Origin of the sequence: Parageobacillus sp. VR-IP, assembly GCF_013357975.1 — a bacterium.
Lineage (GTDB): Bacteria > Bacillota > Bacilli > Bacillales > Anoxybacillaceae > Saccharococcus > Saccharococcus caldoxylosilyticus.
On record NZ_JABVYQ010000001.1, the window covers coordinates 540648 to 556418 of the forward strand.

Here is a 15771-nt window from a genome sequence, read left to right on the forward strand (position 1 = left end):
AGAAACATGAAATATAAAAGCGTTTTCGATATTATTGGACCGGTTATGATCGGGCCGTCGAGCTCCCATACAGCGGGAGCAGCGCGCATCGGGCGGGTGGCGCGCAGTTTATTTGGCAGAAAACCAAAGTGGGCGCATATTTCGTTTTATGGCTCGTTTGCGCAAACGTATAAAGGACATGGGACGGATGTCGCCATTGTCGGCGGCCTCCTTGATTTCGATACATTTGATGAACGAATTCCGCGTTCACTTGAAATTGCTAAAGAAGAAGGAATGGAAGTTGTTTTTCACGAAGAAGATGCAATTCCGAATCACCCAAACACCGCACGGGTGCAGATTGGGGATGAACAGGGAGAACTAGAGCTTGTCGGCATTTCGATCGGCGGCGGAAAAATTGAAATTACCGAACTCAATGGATTTGAACTGAAATTATCGGGCCATCACCCGGCACTTTTGATTATGCATAATGACCGGTACGGAACGATCGCCGCGGTAGCCAACGTGCTGGCAAAATATGCGATTAATATCGGACATATGGAAGTGTCGCGGAAAGAAAAAGGAAAAGAGGCGCTGATGACGATCGAGGTTGACCAACCGCTTGACGAACATGTAATCAGCGAGCTAGAAACATTGCCGCATATTATTCAAGTAACAAAGCTTGTCGACTAACGAAAGCGTTTGCAAAAAAAGGAGGACATCGGATGTTTCGCAATGTGGCAGAACTGGTGGAATTGGCGGAAAGCCAAAACATTAAAATTGCCGAGGTGATGATTCGCCAAGAAATCGAGGTGACGGGAAGAAGCCGCGAGGACATTTTTGCACAAATGGATAAAAACTTACAAGTAATGGAGCAGGCGGTGGAAAAAGGATTAGCCGGCGTCGTTTCGCGGTCGGGGCTGACCGGCGGAAATTCGGTATTATTGCGACAATATATTAGCCAAGGAAACTTTTTATCGGGAGAAACGATTTTAGATGCCGTCAGCAAAGCGATGGCTACGAACGAAGTGAACGCGGCGATGGGGGTCATTTGCGCGACACCGACGGCGGGGTCGGCCGGAGTTGTTCCTGGCACACTTTTTGCCGTAAAAGAGAAATTAAAACCGACGCGTGAGGAAATGATCGAATTTTTGTTTACCGCTGGCGCGTTCGGCTATGTAGTGGCTAATAACGCTTCGATTTCCGGCGCTGCCGGAGGCTGTCAGGCGGAAGTCGGTTCCGCTGCGGGAATGGCGGCGGCCGCGCTCGTTGAACTGGCCGGCGGAACGCCGAGCCAGGCGGCAGAAGCGATGGCGATTGCCTTAAAGAATATGTTAGGATTAGTATGTGACCCTGTCGCTGGCTTGGTGGAAGTACCATGTGTGAAGCGAAACGCCATGGGAGCGGCAAATGCGATGGTGGCGGCCGATATGGCCCTTGCCGGCATTAAAAGCCGCATTCCGTGCGACGAAGTAATTGAAGCGATGTACCGAATCGGCGAAACGATGCCGACTGCATTAAAGGAAACTGCACAAGGGGGGTTAGCAGCAACGCCGACAGGCCGCGCTTTAGCGGCGAAAATTTTCGGCGTTTCCGCGAAATAACAGTGAATCGTGAGTTGCAACAGCCTGTAACAGCGATTAAAGGAATTGGCGAAGAGACAGGTGCGGCGCTCGAGGAAATGGGAATTACGACGATCGAGCAACTGCTCATGCATGCTCCGTATCGTTATGAAGATTATGAACGAAAAGATTTGGCAGAGGTCAAACATGATGAAAAAGTAACAGTCGAAGGGAAGGTTCATAGCGAGCCTTCTCTTACGTATTATACGAAAAAAAAATCGCGCCTGGCTTTTCGTCTTCTTGCTGGAAGGTATTTAATCACGGTCGTTTGTTTCAACCGTCCTTATTTAAAAGAAAAAATCGCGATGGGCGATACGATAACGGTCATCGGCAAGTGGGATCAGCACCGCCAAACGATTACCGCTTATGAAATAAAGTTCGGTCCGCTCCCGCAAGCAAAAGAAATAGAGCCCGTTTACTCTGTGCGCGGCTCGCTTACGGTGAAAGGAATGCGGCGTTTCATCAAGCTGGCGCTTACGCAATACGGCGCGTCGATCGTTGACCCGCTTCCGCTCTCTATAAGGCGCGCCTACCGGCTCATTTCGAAGCAAGAAGCGATTCGCGCCATCCACTTCCCGCGTTCTCATGAAGAGTTGAGACAGGCAAGGCGGCGGTTGGTATATGAAGAATTTTTGCTGTTTCAATTAAAAATTCATGCGCTGCGCAAAGTAGCACGCGAATATTCGCAAGGAATCACCCATTCGTTTTCCAAAAAGAAGCTGGACGCTTTTATAGGGCAGCTGCCATTTTCGCTAACGAATGCACAGCGGCGCGTCATCGCAGAAATACTCGCCGATATGCGCTCGCCATACCGCATGAATCGTCTGCTTCAAGGGGATGTCGGTTCAGGGAAAACGGTCGTAGCGGCCGTCGCCTTATACGCCACTGTTCTTTCCGGCTACCAAGGAGCGCTGATGGTGCCTACGGAAATTTTGGCGGAACAGCACGCCCGCTCGCTGCAGCAGTTGTTTGCTGCCACCGACGTCACGGTTGCGCTCTTAACGAGTTCGGTGAAAGGAAAGAAACGAAGAGAAATTTTAGAGCAGCTAGCCGCCGGCGACATTGATATTATGATCGGCACCCATGCACTCATTCAAGAAGAAGTGAATTTTAAGAGACTTGGTTTAGTCATTACGGATGAACAGCATCGCTTCGGTGTGGAACAGCGCCGCATTTTGCGCGAAAAGGGGCAGTCGCCAGATGTATTGATGATGACAGCTACTCCGATTCCGCGCACCCTCGCCATCACTGCGTTTGGAGAAATGGATGTGTCGGTGATTGATGAAATGCCGGCAGGAAGAAAAAAGGTGCAGACGTATTGGGTCAAACATCATATGTTCGAGCGGGTGCTTGATTTTATCGAAAAGGAAATTCAAAAGGGAAGGCAGGCTTATGTCATTTGTCCGCTGATTGAAGAATCGGAAAAGTTGGATGTGCAAAATGCGATTGACGTCCATAGCATGCTTACGCATTATTACAGAGGAAAATACAACATCGGGCTGATGCACGGGCGGCTTTCTGCGGAAGAAAAAGAAGCAGTGATGAAGGCGTTTAGCGAAAACCGCGTGCAAGTGCTAGTTTCCACTACGGTCGTCGAAGTAGGGGTCAACGTGCCGAACGCCACCGTGATGGTCATTTATGATGCCGAACGGTTTGGCCTGGCGCAGCTCCACCAATTGCGGGGCCGGGTCGGCCGCGGCGACGAGCAGTCGTATTGCATTTTAATCGCCGATCCGAAATCGGAAGTCGGAAAAGAACGTATGCGCATCATGACGGAAACGACGGACGGATTTGTGCTATCGGAGAAAGATTTAGAGCTGCGCGGTCCAGGCGATTTTTTCGGCACCAAACAAAGCGGCATGCCGGAATTTCAATTTGGGGATATCGTGCATGATTATCGCATTTTAGAAGTCGCCCGCAACGATGCGGCGAAACTGATTGAATCGAAAGCGTTTTGGCACGATGAGCCGTATCAATGCCTGCGCCTTTATTTGCAAGAGTCAGGCGTATTGGACGGCGAAAAATTAGATTGATAGAAAAAGATACGCGGTCTGTCTTTTATGCGGCAGACCGCTTTTTTGCTTGCATTCTTTTTTTTGATATTATATATTACTTTTAGTACCTAGTCATAAAACTGGACGGTGTAAATATAGATGAGAAAAAGCAAACGAGAGCGACAACGGCTTTTGCAAGAGACGATTCGTGAAAATCCGTTTATTACTGATGAAGAATTAGCGGAAAAATTTTCAGTCAGCGTCCAGACGATCCGCCTAGACCGGCTGGAGCTGTCGATACCGGAGCTGCGTGAGCGGATCAAGCATGTTGCCGAGCAGTCGCTGGCCGATAAAGTAAGGGCGTTGCCGATTGAAGAAGTGATCGGCGAAATTATCGATATCGAGCCGGATCATAGCGCGATTTCCATTTTCGATGTGAAAGCGGAACATGTGTTTAGGCGCAACCGCATTGCGCGCGGCCACCATTTGTTTGCCCAAGCGAATTCCCTTGCCGTTGCCGTCATCAACGATGAGCTTGCCTTGACGGCCAAAGCAAACATCCGTTTTACAAGACAAGTAAAAGAAAACGAACGGGTGGTTGCAAAAGCAAAAGTGGTTGGGAAAAAGGCTAACGGCCGGACGATTGTTGAAGTCAACAGCTATGTCGGACAGGAGCTTGTTTTTTCCGGAACATTTGAAATGTATCGGTCCAACAATGAGAAAAAGGATGGAGACAGCTATGAAGATCGCGATTGATGCAATGGGAGGAGACCACGCTCCGAAAGAAATTGTGCTCGGGGCAATGAAAGCGGTGCAGCATTTTACCGATGTACATATTACGCTGTTTGGCGATGAAGCACAAATTCGCTCGCACCTTACGAAGGAAGAACGAATTACAATCATTCACACCGATGAAGTGATTGAGGCGACCGATGAACCGGTGCGGGCGGTGAGAAGAAAGAAGAACGCGTCGATGGTGCTGATGGCGCAAGAAGTGAAAGAAGGACGAGCCGACGCGTGCATCTCGGCTGGCAATACGGGGGCATTAATGGCGGCCGGACTGTTTGTCGTCGGACGGATCGCCGGAATTGACCGGCCGGCGCTGGCGCCGACGCTTCCGACCGTCGGCGGCGAAGGATTTTTATTTTTAGATGTCGGCGCCAACGTCGATGCCCGTCCGGAACATATATTGCAGTATGCGTTAATGGGACATGTGTACGCCCAAAAAATAAGAGGCATCTCCCGTCCGCGCATTGGCTTGTTAAACGTGGGAACAGAAGATCAAAAAGGAAACGATGTCGCCAAACGCGCGTTTCAGCTCCTAAAAGAAACGAACCTTCATTTTATCGGCAACGTCGAAGCGCGCGATTTATTGCAAGGTGTTGCTGATGTCGTCGTCACCGACGGGTTTACCGGCAATGTCGCGCTCAAAACGATCGAAGGTACGGCGATGTCTGTATTTTCGATGTTAAAGCAGGCGATGACAAGCAGTTTATCAAGCAAATTAGCGGCAGCCGTGTTAAAGCCGAGGCTCGTTGAATTAAAAAAGATGATGGATTATTCCGAATATGGCGGAGCGGCGCTGTTTGGCTTAAACGCTCCGGTGATTAAAGCGCACGGTTCGTCTGATGCCAACGCGATCTTTCACGCGGTACGCCAGGCGCGGGAAATGGTGGCCAACGACATCATCGCTACCATCAAAGAGTCGCTCGAACAAAATCGTTCGTAAAGGAAGGGAAAACGTATGGGGAAAATCGCTTTTATTTTTCCGGGACAAGGATCGCAGACGGTAGGCATGGGAAAAGATATTGCCGAAAGTGATGCCAATGCGCGGGCTCTGTTTCAAGCCGCTGATGAACGTTTAGGCTTTTCGCTTTCCTCGCTTATTTTCGAAGGTCCGCAGGAGACGCTGACGTTAACGTACAACGCCCAGCCGGCTTTATTGACGACAAGCATCGCCCTGCTTGAAAAAGTAAAAGAGGCAGGGATTACAGCCGATTATGTTGCCGGTCATAGTTTAGGAGAATATACAGCACTGGTGGCGGCAGGTGCGCTTTCGTTTGCTGATGCGGTATATGCGGTGCGAAAACGCGGCGAGTTTATGGAAGAAGCGGTGCCAGCCGGCGAAGGAACGATGGCGGCCGTATTAGGAATGGACGCCGCGGCGCTTGAAGCGGTGACAAATGAAGTATCAGCGCAAGGCGACCCAGTACAGTTGGCCAATTTAAACTGCCCGGGTCAGATCGTTATCTCCGGTTCGAAAGCAGGCGTGGAAAAAGCTGGTCAGCTGGCGAAAGAGCGCGGCGCCAAACGGGTGATTCCGCTCGAGGTAAGCGGACCGTTTCATTCGTCCTTAATGAAACCGGCGGCCGGCAAATTGCAAGAAGTGCTAAACGATATTGCTACCCACGATGCAAAAATTCCGGTCATCGCCAACGTGACTGCGAAGCCGGTTGTGAAAAAAGAAGAGATTTCGCGCCTATTAATTGAGCAGTTATATTCCCCAGTGCGCTGGGAAGAATCAGTGCAAACGATGATCGCTTTAGGAGTGGATACGTTTATTGAAATCGGCCCAGGGAAGGTGCTATCCGGGCTGGTGAAAAAAATTGACCGCAACGTGCGCGTGCACGCTGTCAATGATCTAGAAACACTGGAATTAACCGTTGCGGCAGTGAAAGGAGAATAAAAGAATGTTGCAAAAGAAAGTAGCGCTTGTCACGGGAGCGTCGCGCGGCATCGGTCGGGCGATTGCGCTCGAACTTGCCCACCAAGGGGCAACAGTAGCCGTCAATTACGCCGGCAGCGAAGCAAAAGCGAATGAAGTGGTCGAAGAAATCAAAAAGATGGGCCAAGAAGCGGTGGCGATCCAAGCGGACGTTTCCAGCGCCGAAGCTGTCGAGCGCATGGTAAAAACGGTGCTAGAGCAGTTTGGCCGCATCGATATTTTAGTGAACAATGCCGGCATTACCCGCGATAATTTATTGATGCGCATGAAAGAGGAAGAATGGGATCAGGTGATTAATACGAACTTAAAAGGGGTATTTCATTGCATAAAGGCGGTGACGCGGCCGATGATGAAACAACGCTATGGCCGCATCGTCAACATCGCCTCCATCGTCGGCATTAGCGGCAATCCGGGACAAGCAAACTATGTCGCCGCTAAAGCAGGGGTCATCGGATTGACGAAAACGGCGGCTCGGGAACTCGCCAGCCGCAACATTACGGTTAATGCCGTCGCCCCAGGGTTCATCACGACGGATATGACCGACAGTCTTAGCGACGAATTAAAAGCGGACATGTTAAAACAAATTCCGCTCGCCCGCTTCGGCGAGCCGGAAGACGTCGCCAAAGTCGTAGCCTTTCTTGTATCGGACGCAGCCAGCTACATGACTGGACAAACGCTTCATGTCGACGGCGGAATGGTGATGTAAATTTCAAATAGCCGCTAGTATTTTCTAACCGAATCTACTATAATCATGAAGGGAGGTGAATCGAATGGCAGACGTATTAGAACGCGTAACGAAAATCATCGTAGACCGTCTAGGTGTCGAAGAATCGCAAGTAACGCTGGATGCTTCTTTCAAAGATGATCTTGGCGCTGACTCCCTAGATATCGTTGAACTCGTAATGGAATTAGAAGATGAATTTAATATGGAAATTTCCGATGAAGAGGCGGAAAAAATTGTCACAGTAGGAGACGCTGTGAACTACATAAAAAGCCACATGTAATATCTAGAAAAGTCCCGTTGCCCAAACGGGGCTTTCTCTGCTTTTTATCTGTGTAACGCACGGATGAACGGATATAATAAAGAAGTATACGATTGATTTTTGCGTCGAATGAAGTCGGAGGGCAATTCTATATGTCAAAACAAAAAGATAAAGAGCGCATTCATGAAAAAAGAAGAGCGAAATTTAAAGAACTGCAGGAAAAAATCGGCATTTTTTTTACGAACGAAAAGCTTCTCATTCAGGCTTTTACTCATTCATCGTATGTGAATGAGCATCGGAGACGGCTGCAGGAAGACAACGAACGGCTCGAATTTTTGGGCGATGCGGTGCTAGAGCTTACCGTTTCGCAATATTTGTTTAAAAAGTTTCCGCATATGAGCGAAGGGGAATTAACGAAGTTGCGGGCCGCGATTGTTTGCGAGCCTTCGCTTGTCAAGTTTGCCAACGCTTTGTCGTTCGGCGAGCTCGTCCTGCTAGGAAAAGGAGAAGAACTGACAGGCGGACGGACGAGACCGGCGCTGTTAGCAGATGTATTCGAGGCGTTTATCGGCGCGCTCTATTTAGATCAAGGAATGGATGCGGTCGTCCAATTTTTGGGACAAACGATTTTCCCAAAAGTTGATGAAGGTGCTTTTTCTCATGTGATGGATTTTAAAAGCCAATTGCAGGAGCTTGTGCAGCGCGATGGTATCGGTGTGCTGGAATATACGATTTTAGAGGAAAAAGGTCCAGCGCATAATAAAGAATTTGTTTCGCGCGTTTCGCTAAACGGAAAAGAGCTTGGCATCGGCGTTGGCAAGTCGAAAAAAGAAGCGGAGCAGCATGCGGCGCAGATGGCGCTCGAAACATTAAGAACACTGGAGAAACAATAAAGGGTTGGCTCTTAAAAATAGTCAGCCCTTTTTGCGGCTATTTATCGCACAACATAGGAAAGATTGTGAGGCGTGGTATGAATGTTCCTCAAACGTTTAGATATTATTGGATTTAAATCGTTTGCCGACCGCGTATCGATCGAATTTGTTCCCGGAGTGACGGCGGTTGTCGGTCCAAACGGGAGCGGAAAAAGCAACATTACCGATGCGATCCGCTGGGTGCTCGGCGAGCAGTCCGCAAAATCATTGCGCGGGGCGAAGATGGAAGATATTATTTTTGCCGGCAGCGATTCCCGCAAACCGCTTAATGTCGCGGAAGTAACGATTACCCTTGATAATGAAGACCAGTTTCTGCCGCTTGATTATCAAGAAGTAAGCATTACGCGCCGGGTGTATCGCTCAGGGGAAAGCGAATTTTTTATTAATAAGCAGCCTTGCCGTTTAAAAGATATTGTCGATTTATTGATGGATTCCGGACTTGGAAAAGAAGCGTTTTCGATTATCGGCCAAGGTCGCGTCGAGGAAATTTTAAGCAGCAAGCCGGAAGAACGGCGCACGATTTTCGAAGAGGCAGCCGGCGTGCTAAAGTATAAAATCCGCAAGAAAAAGGCAGAAGCAAAGCTTGCTGAAACACAGGAAAACTTGCATCGTGTCAGCGACATTTTACACGAGCTTGAGCAACAGCTAGAGCCGTTGAAAATGCAGGCATCGATCGCGAAAGACTATTTGGAAAAGCGCGATGAGCTGGAGCGGTTTGAAGTCGCACTGATGGTGCATGACATTGAACAGCTTTATGAGCAGTGGACATCGCTAAAACAGCAGCTTGAGCAGCATCAAAACGAAGAAATCGAGCTCTCTAGCACGCTGCAAAAAGCGGAAGCGGACATCGAACAGCTCCGCGATCACATTACCGCGCTCGATGAATCGATTGACGGGCTGCAGCAAGTGCTGCTTGTCGCGAGCGAAGAATTAGAAAAACTCGAAGGAAAGAAAGAAGTATTAAAGGAACGCAAGAAAAATGCGGCCCAATATCAGAGACAGCTCGAAGAGGCGATTGCCTCCCTTGCCGAGAAAAAAGAGCGCATCGAACAAGTATTAAGCCGTGAACAAACGCAGCTTGCCGAGCTGCAAACGGCGGTGGCCACGCTGCAAGCCGAATTAAAGGAAAAGCAAGCCTCCCTTTCGGCCTATGATGTGAATATTGAAGAAAAAATTGAACAATTAAAAAGCGATTATATTGAATTAGTCCATGAACAAGCTACCTTAAAAAACGAGCGCGCCCATCTGCAAACATTGCTAGAAAAGCTGCAGGCCAAACAAGCAGCGCTTGCGGAAGCAAACCACAAATATTTGGAGGAACGCCAAAAGCTGCGGCAACAATATGCAGCGTTAGACGAAAAACGGGTACAGCTTGAGAAAACGCTCGAGCAGGCGGAAGCGCTGTTGCGGCAAAAAACAGAGGAAGTTTCTGTGCTGAAAACAGATTTGGAAAAGAAAGAAGCGATGCTTTACCAAGCATACCAATATTTGCAGCAGACGAAATCGCGCAAAGAACTGCTTGAGGAAATGCAGCAAGACTACGCGGGATTTTTCCAAGGGGTAAAAGAAGTGTTAAAAGCGCGTGCGCAGTTTTCGGGCGTTCATGGTGCAGTTGTGGAGCTGATTCAAGTTCCCGACCGCTATGAAACAGCGATCGAAATTGCGCTCGGCGGCGCGATGCAGCATATTGTCGTCGAAAATGAAGAAGTGGCGCGCAAGGCCATTCACTATTTAAAAACCAATGCGTACGGCCGTGCGACTTTTTTGCCGATGAATGTCATACAGGCGAAAACGATTCCCGCCGAACAGCTTGCCTTGATAAAAGGCCATCCGGCATTTGTCGGAATCGCCAGCGAGCTGATTCATTATGAAAACATCTACCATTCTGCCATCGCTAATTTGCTTGGGAATGTCATCATCACAACCGACTTAAAAGGAGCGAATGAATTGGCTCGCCTGCTTCACTATCGCTATCGTCTTGTCACGCTTGATGGCGATGTCGTCAGTCCTGGCGGCGCGATGACTGGCGGCGGCATTGCGAAAAAAGCGAATTCGCTGTTAAGCCGAAATCGCGAGCTGGAGACGATTGCAGCGAAACTGCGAGAAATGGAAGAAAAAACGGGGAAGCTCGAGCAACTTGTGCAAGCGAAAAAGAAACAAATTCAACAGGAAGAAACGAATTTGGCTGCGCTCCGTGAACAAATAGAGGAGCAGCGTTTTTCGCTTCAGGAAGTAAAAGGCGAATTGCGCGAACTGCAATTGCAGGAAAAAAATATGAACGAACGCCTCGCCCTTTATGACCATGAAAAAGCAAATGACGAGCAGGAAGCAAGACAAATGACAGAGCGGCTCGCCGCCATCGCACAGCAGCTCGACCATCTGGAAAAGAAACTGCGGGAAATGGATGAAGAAATCAATAAGCTGCAAACGAAAAAGCAAACGGAACAAACATCAAAAGAAGCGTTGCAGACGGAGATGACCGAGCAAAAAATCGCCCTTGCCGAAACGCAGCAACGGTTGAAAAACGCGCAAGAAAAAGTAGAGCAGCTTGCCAATGAGCTTGCCGATACGAAAAAGCAGCTGCAGACGGCCAAACAAGAACATGCCGTTTTAATAGAGGAGATGAATTCCAGCCATTCTAGTGAAGAAGAGTTAGAAGAATTGCGGAACAAAAAGCTAGAGGATAAGCAAAAAACGGTCGACCTCATCGCAAGCCGCCGCGAACAGCGGCTTCAGTACCAAGCACAGCTAGAACATCTAGAGCGGGAATGGAAGGAAAAGAAGCGGCAGCATAAACAGCTCGCCGATATCGTGAAAGATGAGGAAGTAAAGCTAAACCGCCTCGATGTCGAACTGGAAAATTTATTATCCCGCCTTCGCGAAGAATATACTCTTTCGTTCGAAGCGGCGAAAGCAGCCTATCCATTGACGGTCGATGTCCAAGAGGCGCGCAAACGAGTAAAATTAATCAAGCGGGCGATCGAAGAGCTCGGCACGGTAAATTTAGGCGCGATTGATGAATATGAACGGGTATCGGAGCGCTATCAGTTTTTAACCGAACAAAAAGCCGATTTGCAGCAGGCAAAAGAAACGCTCCATCAAGTGATCGACGAGATGGACCAAGAGATGAAAAAACGGTTTTTATCGACGTTTGAACAAATTCGCGCCCATTTTGGCGACGTCTTCTGTCAGCTGTTTGGCGGCGGCAATGCCGATTTGCGCCTGACCGATCCAAACAATTTGCTTGAGACTGGCATTGATATTGTCGCACAGCCGCCGGGAAAAAAGCTGCAGCATTTAAGCCTGCTTTCCGGCGGGGAACGGGCGCTGACAGCTATCGCCTTATTGTTTTCCATTTTAAAAGTGCGCCCGGTGCCGTTCTGCGTGCTCGATGAGGTTGAAGCGGCGCTCGATGAGGCGAACGTGTATCGCTATGCGCAATATTTAAAACAGTTTAGCAGCCAGACGCAATTTATCGTCATCACCCATCGAAAAGGCACGATGGAAGAGGCGGATGTGCTGTATGGGGTGACGATGCAGGAATCGGGCGTGTCGAAGCTCGTTTCTGTCCGTTTGGAAGATTCGAAACAACTTGTTAAGTCATGACAAGAAAGGATGGCGTCGATATGAGTTTTTTCAAAAAACTGAAAGAAAAAATTACACAGCAAGCCGATTCGGTTACCGAAAAGTTTAAGCAAGGTCTTACGAAAACACGTGATTCGTTTGCAGGGCGCGTCAACGACTTAATCGCCCGCTATCGCAAAGTCGATGAAGAGTTTTTTGAAGAACTGGAAGAAATTTTAATTAGCGCCGATGTCGGTGTGACGACGGTCATGGATTTAATTGATGAGTTGAAAATGGAAGTGAAACGCCGCAATATACAAGACCCGAAAGAAATGCAAGAAGTGATTTCCGAAAAGCTTGTCGAGATTTACCGCGGCGATGACGAAGAATATGAAAAGTCAGCGGCGTTAAATATCCAGAAAGACGGTTTGACGGTCATATTGTTTGTCGGAGTGAACGGCGTCGGAAAAACAACGACGATCGGCAAGCTTGCCCATAAGCTGAAAACGGAAGGGAAAACGGTGATGTTCGCGGCCGGCGATACGTTCCGCGCCGGTGCGATTGAACAGCTCGAAGTTTGGGGCGAGCGCGTCGGCGCCGAAGTGATCAAGCAATCGGCCGGCTCTGATCCGGCAGCGGTCGTTTATGACGCCATCCAGGCGGCGAAAGCGCGCCGGGTTGACGTGCTTTTATGCGATACAGCCGGACGCTTGCAAAACAAGGTCAATTTAATGAAAGAGCTTGAAAAAGTAAAACGCGTCATTGAACGGGAAGTTCCGGGGGCGCCGCATGAAGTATTGCTCGTGCTTGACGCGACAACCGGACAAAACGCAATGAGCCAGGCGAAAATTTTTAAAGAGGCGACGAACGTCACCGGCATTGTGCTAACGAAGCTCGACGGTACAGCAAAAGGCGGCATCGTGCTGGCGATCCGCAATGAGCTTCATATTCCGGTGAAGTTTGTCGGCCTTGGCGAAAAAATGGATGACCTGCAGCCGTTTGATCCAGAAAAATATGTATACGGGCTGTTTGCCGATTTATTTGAGGGGAAAAGCGAGCAATAAAGGGCGTTTAGATTGGCGAAAAAATGCGATAGGCTGGCGGAAAGGCGAGATGGCGCCTTTTTAGCCGGCCTTGTTTTTGTAAAGATAAAATCTTGACAGAAGTAAGAAAAAAAGCTACACTAATCAACTGTAAAGGTGTTTCACTTAACAAAAGGGGAGGGAGTTTCATGCTCGAAAAAACGACGCGAATGAATTATTTGTATGACTTTTATCAGGCGCTGCTGACGCCAAAACAGCGCAGCTATATGTCGCTTTACTACTTAGATGATTACTCCCTCGGAGAAATTGCAGAGCAGTATGAAGTCAGCCGCCAGGCTGTTTACGATAATATCAAAAGAACAGAAGCAATGCTGGAAGAATACGAAAAAAAATTGGCGCTCTTTCAGAAGTTTCAAAAACGAAAACAGCTTATCAATCAATTAAAAGAATATATTTTACAAAAATACGGGAAAGATCAGCAGCTTTTTGCTTTTATTAATCAATTAGAAGAATTAGAGTAAGGAGGTGAAAACAGATGCCGTTTGAAGGGTTATCGGAACGTTTGCAAAACGTGATGAACAAAATCCGCGGCAAAGGAAAAGTAACAGAAGCGGATGTAAAGGAAATGATGCGCGAAGTTCGCCTTGCCCTTCTCGAAGCGGACGTAAACTTTAAAGTCGTTAAAGACTTTGTCAAGCGGGTCAGCGAACGCGCGGTGGGGCAGGAAGTGTTAAAAAGCCTGACTCCAGGGCAGCAAGTCATTAAAGTTGTCAAGGAAGAGCTGACCGAGCTGATGGGCGGCGAACAAAGCAAAATTGCCGTCGCCAGCCGGCCGCCGACCGTTGTGATGATGGTTGGGTTACAAGGCGCCGGAAAGACGACGACAACAGGGAAATTAGCGAATTTACTGCGGAAACGGTACAATCGCAAGCCGCTTTTAGTTGCGGCCGACATTTACCGTCCGGCGGCGATTAAACAGCTTGAAACGCTTGGAAAACAGCTCAATATGCCGGTTTTCTCTTTAGGCGACCAAGTCAGTCCGGTGGAAATCGCCAAACAGGCGCTCGAAAAAGCCAAGGAAGAACATTACGATTACGTGCTCATTGACACCGCCGGCCGCCTTCATGTTGATGAGGCGTTAATGGATGAATTAAAACAGATGAAAGAAGTAGCAAAGCCGGATGAAATTTTCCTTGTTGTCGATGCAATGACCGGGCAAGACGCGGTAAACGTCGCGCAAAGCTTTCATGAACAGCTCGGCATTACCGGCGTCATTTTAACGAAGCTGGACGGCGATACGCGCGGCGGGGCGGCGCTGTCGATTCGGGCGGTTACAAACACGCCGATCAAATTCGTCGGGATGGGCGAAAAGTTAGACGCCCTCGAGCCGTTTCATCCGGAGCGCATGGCTTCGCGCATTTTAGGAATGGGCGATGTGCTCACGCTGATTGAAAAAGCGCAAGCCGCTGTCGACGAAGAAAAAGCGAAAGAGCTCGAGCAAAAAATGCGCACGGCGACATTTACGCTCGATGATTTCTTAGAGCAGCTCGGGCAAGTGCGCAAACTTGGGCCGCTCGATGAAATTTTAAAAATGCTGCCGGGTGCCAATAAAATCAAAGGATTGAACAACATCCAAATCGATGAGAAACAAATTAGCCGCGTCGAGGCGATTATTCGCTCGATGACGAAAGAAGAAAAAATGCATCCGGAAATTATTAACGGCAGCCGGAAAAAGCGGATTGCCAAAGGAAGCGGCACGTCCGTACAGGAAGTCAACCGGCTGTTAAAGCAGTTTGACGAAATGAAAAAGATGATGAAAATGATGACCAATATGCCAAAAGGAAAGAAAAGAGGGTTTAAATTCCCATTTATGTAGGGAAGTGATGTGTTAAGAAAAAACACTTTACAAACTACACAATTATTGTTAATATACTATCTTGTGTGAACTATTTACGGAGGTGCGAAATTAACATGGCAGTAAAAATTCGTTTAAAACGCATGGGTGCAAAGAAAAAACCTTTCTACCGTATCGTGGTTGCGGACTCTCGTTCTCCACGCGACGGCCGTTTCATCGAAACGATCGGTACGTATAATCCGCTTGCAGAACCAGCGGAAATTAAAATTGACGAAGAACTTGCGCTGAAATGGCTGCAAAACGGCGCAAAACCATCCGATACGGTACGCAATCTTCTATCCAAACAAGGGATTTTAGAGAAATTCCATAACTTAAAATACGGTAAATAAAGTTTGGGATGCGCATGAAACAATTAATTGAAACGATCGTTCAAGCGCTTGTCGATCATCCGGAAGAGGTATCAGTAACAAACAGCGAAGATGAACAGTCCATCACGTATGAATTATCGGTGCACAAAGAAGATATCGGAAAAGTGATTGGCAAACAAGGTCGCACGATTCATGCCATCCGCACGGTCGTTTACGCTGCTGCAGCGAAGCAGCCGAAAAGAGTAATTGTGCAAGTGAAAGAAAAAGGGTGAGGTCATTTCCTCTCCCTTTTTCTATATCCTTTTTGTTAGGAGTGACGCTATGAAAATTATTCAAACGATTGAAGTGCGGCAAATCGTCACCGAAAAAAGCAAACAGGCGCTCGAGAAAGCGTTTATGGCACAAAAACAGCAGCTTATGCGCGAATGTGACCAATTGCGGTTTGAGCAGAAACGGCTTGAAAAAACCGGAAAATATTCTTCTTCTCTTCTAAAGCAATACTTTGCGAAAGAAATGGATGCGAGGCTGGAGAAGATCAAACTTCTTGATTTTCAGCTTGAACAATTACATATCCTACCGTTAGGAAGCGAATTAAAAGAGCGCGAAGTGCAGGCGCTCATCGACGTACAGGTCGGTGACAATTGGGAAAGCGTCATGTCCAAACGTGCGATTATTATTGAAGACGGTATTGTCAAAGAAATTCGTTAAG

General features: G+C 48.2%; 16 protein-coding genes. All 16 read left to right on the top strand.

Annotated elements, in window-relative coordinates:
• Window positions 1–6: 6 nt before the first annotated feature.
• The 16 genes from sdaAB (at window position 7) to HT574_RS02960 (ending at window position 15770) form a co-directional block, all read left to right on the top strand.
• Window positions 7–669 (top strand): L-serine ammonia-lyase, iron-sulfur-dependent subunit beta, encoded by a 663-nt coding sequence (gene sdaAB / locus HT574_RS02885; RefSeq protein WP_017437124.1) that lies wholly within the window; start codon window positions 7–9, stop codon window positions 667–669.
• A 32-nt stretch (window positions 670–701) separates the two neighbouring features.
• The gene (gene sdaAA, locus HT574_RS02890; protein WP_175243394.1) at window positions 702–1580 is read left to right on the top strand and encodes an L-serine ammonia-lyase, iron-sulfur-dependent, subunit alpha; all 879 of its coding nucleotides are present in this window, start codon (window positions 702–704) and stop codon (window positions 1578–1580) included.
• 2 nt (window positions 1581–1582) lie between these two features.
• On the top strand, window positions 1583–3631 hold the full coding sequence (gene recG / locus HT574_RS02895; protein WP_175243395.1) for an ATP-dependent DNA helicase RecG: 2049 nt from the start codon (window positions 1583–1585) through the stop codon (window positions 3629–3631).
• 120 nt (window positions 3632–3751) lie between these two features.
• Window positions 3752–4348 (top strand): transcription factor FapR, encoded by a 597-nt coding sequence (gene fapR / locus HT574_RS02900; RefSeq protein ID WP_017437121.1) that lies wholly within the window; start codon window positions 3752–3754, stop codon window positions 4346–4348.
• Window positions 4332–5321 (top strand): phosphate acyltransferase PlsX, encoded by a 990-nt coding sequence (plsX, locus tag HT574_RS02905; protein WP_175243396.1) that lies wholly within the window; start codon window positions 4332–4334, stop codon window positions 5319–5321. The genes fapR and plsX overlap by 17 nt, the downstream gene beginning before the upstream one ends.
• 15 nt (window positions 5322–5336) lie before the next feature.
• Complete coding sequence (gene fabD / locus HT574_RS02910) at window positions 5337–6278, top strand: ACP S-malonyltransferase (RefSeq protein WP_017437119.1); 942 nt, start codon at window positions 5337–5339, stop codon at window positions 6276–6278.
• Between the two features lie 4 nt (window positions 6279–6282).
• On the top strand, window positions 6283–7023 hold the full coding sequence (fabG, locus tag HT574_RS02915; RefSeq protein WP_175243397.1) for a 3-oxoacyl-[acyl-carrier-protein] reductase: 741 nt from the start codon (window positions 6283–6285) through the stop codon (window positions 7021–7023).
• 64 nt (window positions 7024–7087) lie between these two features.
• On the top strand, window positions 7088–7321 hold the full coding sequence (locus HT574_RS02920; RefSeq protein ID WP_003251806.1) for an acyl carrier protein: 234 nt from the start codon (window positions 7088–7090) through the stop codon (window positions 7319–7321).
• Between the two features lie 131 nt (window positions 7322–7452).
• The gene (rnc, locus tag HT574_RS02925) at window positions 7453–8193 is read left to right on the top strand and encodes a ribonuclease III (RefSeq protein ID WP_026078628.1); all 741 of its coding nucleotides are present in this window, start codon (window positions 7453–7455) and stop codon (window positions 8191–8193) included.
• 81 nt (window positions 8194–8274) lie between these two features.
• On the top strand, window positions 8275–11838 hold the full coding sequence (gene smc, locus HT574_RS02930) for a chromosome segregation protein SMC (protein WP_175243398.1): 3564 nt from the start codon (window positions 8275–8277) through the stop codon (window positions 11836–11838).
• A gap of 20 nt (window positions 11839–11858) precedes the next feature.
• Window positions 11859–12860 carry a signal recognition particle-docking protein FtsY gene (gene ftsY / locus HT574_RS02935; protein WP_175243399.1) on the top strand — a complete coding sequence of 334 codons (1002 nt, stop codon included), beginning with the start codon at window positions 11859–11861 and terminating at the stop codon, window positions 12858–12860.
• 167 nt (window positions 12861–13027) lie between these two features.
• Window positions 13028–13360, top strand: a complete 333-nt coding sequence (locus HT574_RS02940; RefSeq protein WP_175243400.1) for a putative DNA-binding protein — start codon at window positions 13028–13030, stop codon at window positions 13358–13360.
• Between the two features lie 14 nt (window positions 13361–13374).
• Complete coding sequence (gene ffh / locus HT574_RS02945; RefSeq protein ID WP_017437113.1) at window positions 13375–14715, top strand: signal recognition particle protein; 1341 nt, start codon at window positions 13375–13377, stop codon at window positions 14713–14715.
• Window positions 14716–14810: 95 nt separating this feature from the next.
• A complete protein-coding gene (rpsP, locus tag HT574_RS02950) occupies window positions 14811–15083 on the top strand; it encodes a 30S ribosomal protein S16 (RefSeq protein WP_017437112.1) in 273 nt (90 codons plus the stop codon).
• Window positions 15084–15097: 14 nt separating this feature from the next.
• Window positions 15098–15334 (top strand): KH domain-containing protein, encoded by a 237-nt coding sequence (locus HT574_RS02955; protein ID WP_175243401.1) that lies wholly within the window; start codon window positions 15098–15100, stop codon window positions 15332–15334.
• A 49-nt stretch (window positions 15335–15383) separates the two neighbouring features.
• Window positions 15384–15770, top strand: a complete 387-nt coding sequence (locus tag HT574_RS02960) for a YlqD family protein (RefSeq protein WP_017437110.1) — start codon at window positions 15384–15386, stop codon at window positions 15768–15770.
• Window position 15771: the final 1 nt, after the last annotated feature.

Bases quoted from the DNA above. Each gene is read 5' to 3' on its own strand.
- ffh (WP_017437113.1), top strand. From the start codon at position 13,375: ATGCCGTTTGAAGGGTTATCGGAACGTTTGCAAAACGTGATGAACAAA.
- rnc (WP_026078628.1), top strand. From the start codon at position 7,453: ATGTCAAAACAAAAAGATAAAGAGCGCATTCATGAAAAAAGAAGAGCG.
- HT574_RS02920 (WP_003251806.1), top strand. From the start codon at position 7,088: ATGGCAGACGTATTAGAACGCGTAACGAAAATCATCGTAGACCGTCTA.
- fabG (WP_175243397.1), top strand. From the start codon at position 6,283: ATGTTGCAAAAGAAAGTAGCGCTTGTCACGGGAGCGTCGCGCGGCATC.
- sdaAA (WP_175243394.1), top strand. From the start codon at position 702: ATGTTTCGCAATGTGGCAGAACTGGTGGAATTGGCGGAAAGCCAAAAC.
- fabD (WP_017437119.1), top strand. From the start codon at position 5,337: ATGGGGAAAATCGCTTTTATTTTTCCGGGACAAGGATCGCAGACGGTA.
- ftsY (WP_175243399.1), top strand. From the start codon at position 11,859: ATGAGTTTTTTCAAAAAACTGAAAGAAAAAATTACACAGCAAGCCGAT.
- sdaAB (WP_017437124.1), top strand. From the start codon at position 7: ATGAAATATAAAAGCGTTTTCGATATTATTGGACCGGTTATGATCGGG.
- plsX (WP_175243396.1), top strand. From the start codon at position 4,332: ATGAAGATCGCGATTGATGCAATGGGAGGAGACCACGCTCCGAAAGAA.
- fapR (WP_017437121.1), top strand. From the start codon at position 3,752: ATGAGAAAAAGCAAACGAGAGCGACAACGGCTTTTGCAAGAGACGATT.
- rpsP (WP_017437112.1), top strand. From the start codon at position 14,811: ATGGCAGTAAAAATTCGTTTAAAACGCATGGGTGCAAAGAAAAAACCT.
- HT574_RS02955 (WP_175243401.1), top strand. From the start codon at position 15,098: ATGAAACAATTAATTGAAACGATCGTTCAAGCGCTTGTCGATCATCCG.
- smc (WP_175243398.1), top strand. From the start codon at position 8,275: ATGTTCCTCAAACGTTTAGATATTATTGGATTTAAATCGTTTGCCGAC.
- HT574_RS02960 (WP_017437110.1), top strand. From the start codon at position 15,384: ATGAAAATTATTCAAACGATTGAAGTGCGGCAAATCGTCACCGAAAAA.
- HT574_RS02940 (WP_175243400.1), top strand. From the start codon at position 13,028: ATGCTCGAAAAAACGACGCGAATGAATTATTTGTATGACTTTTATCAG.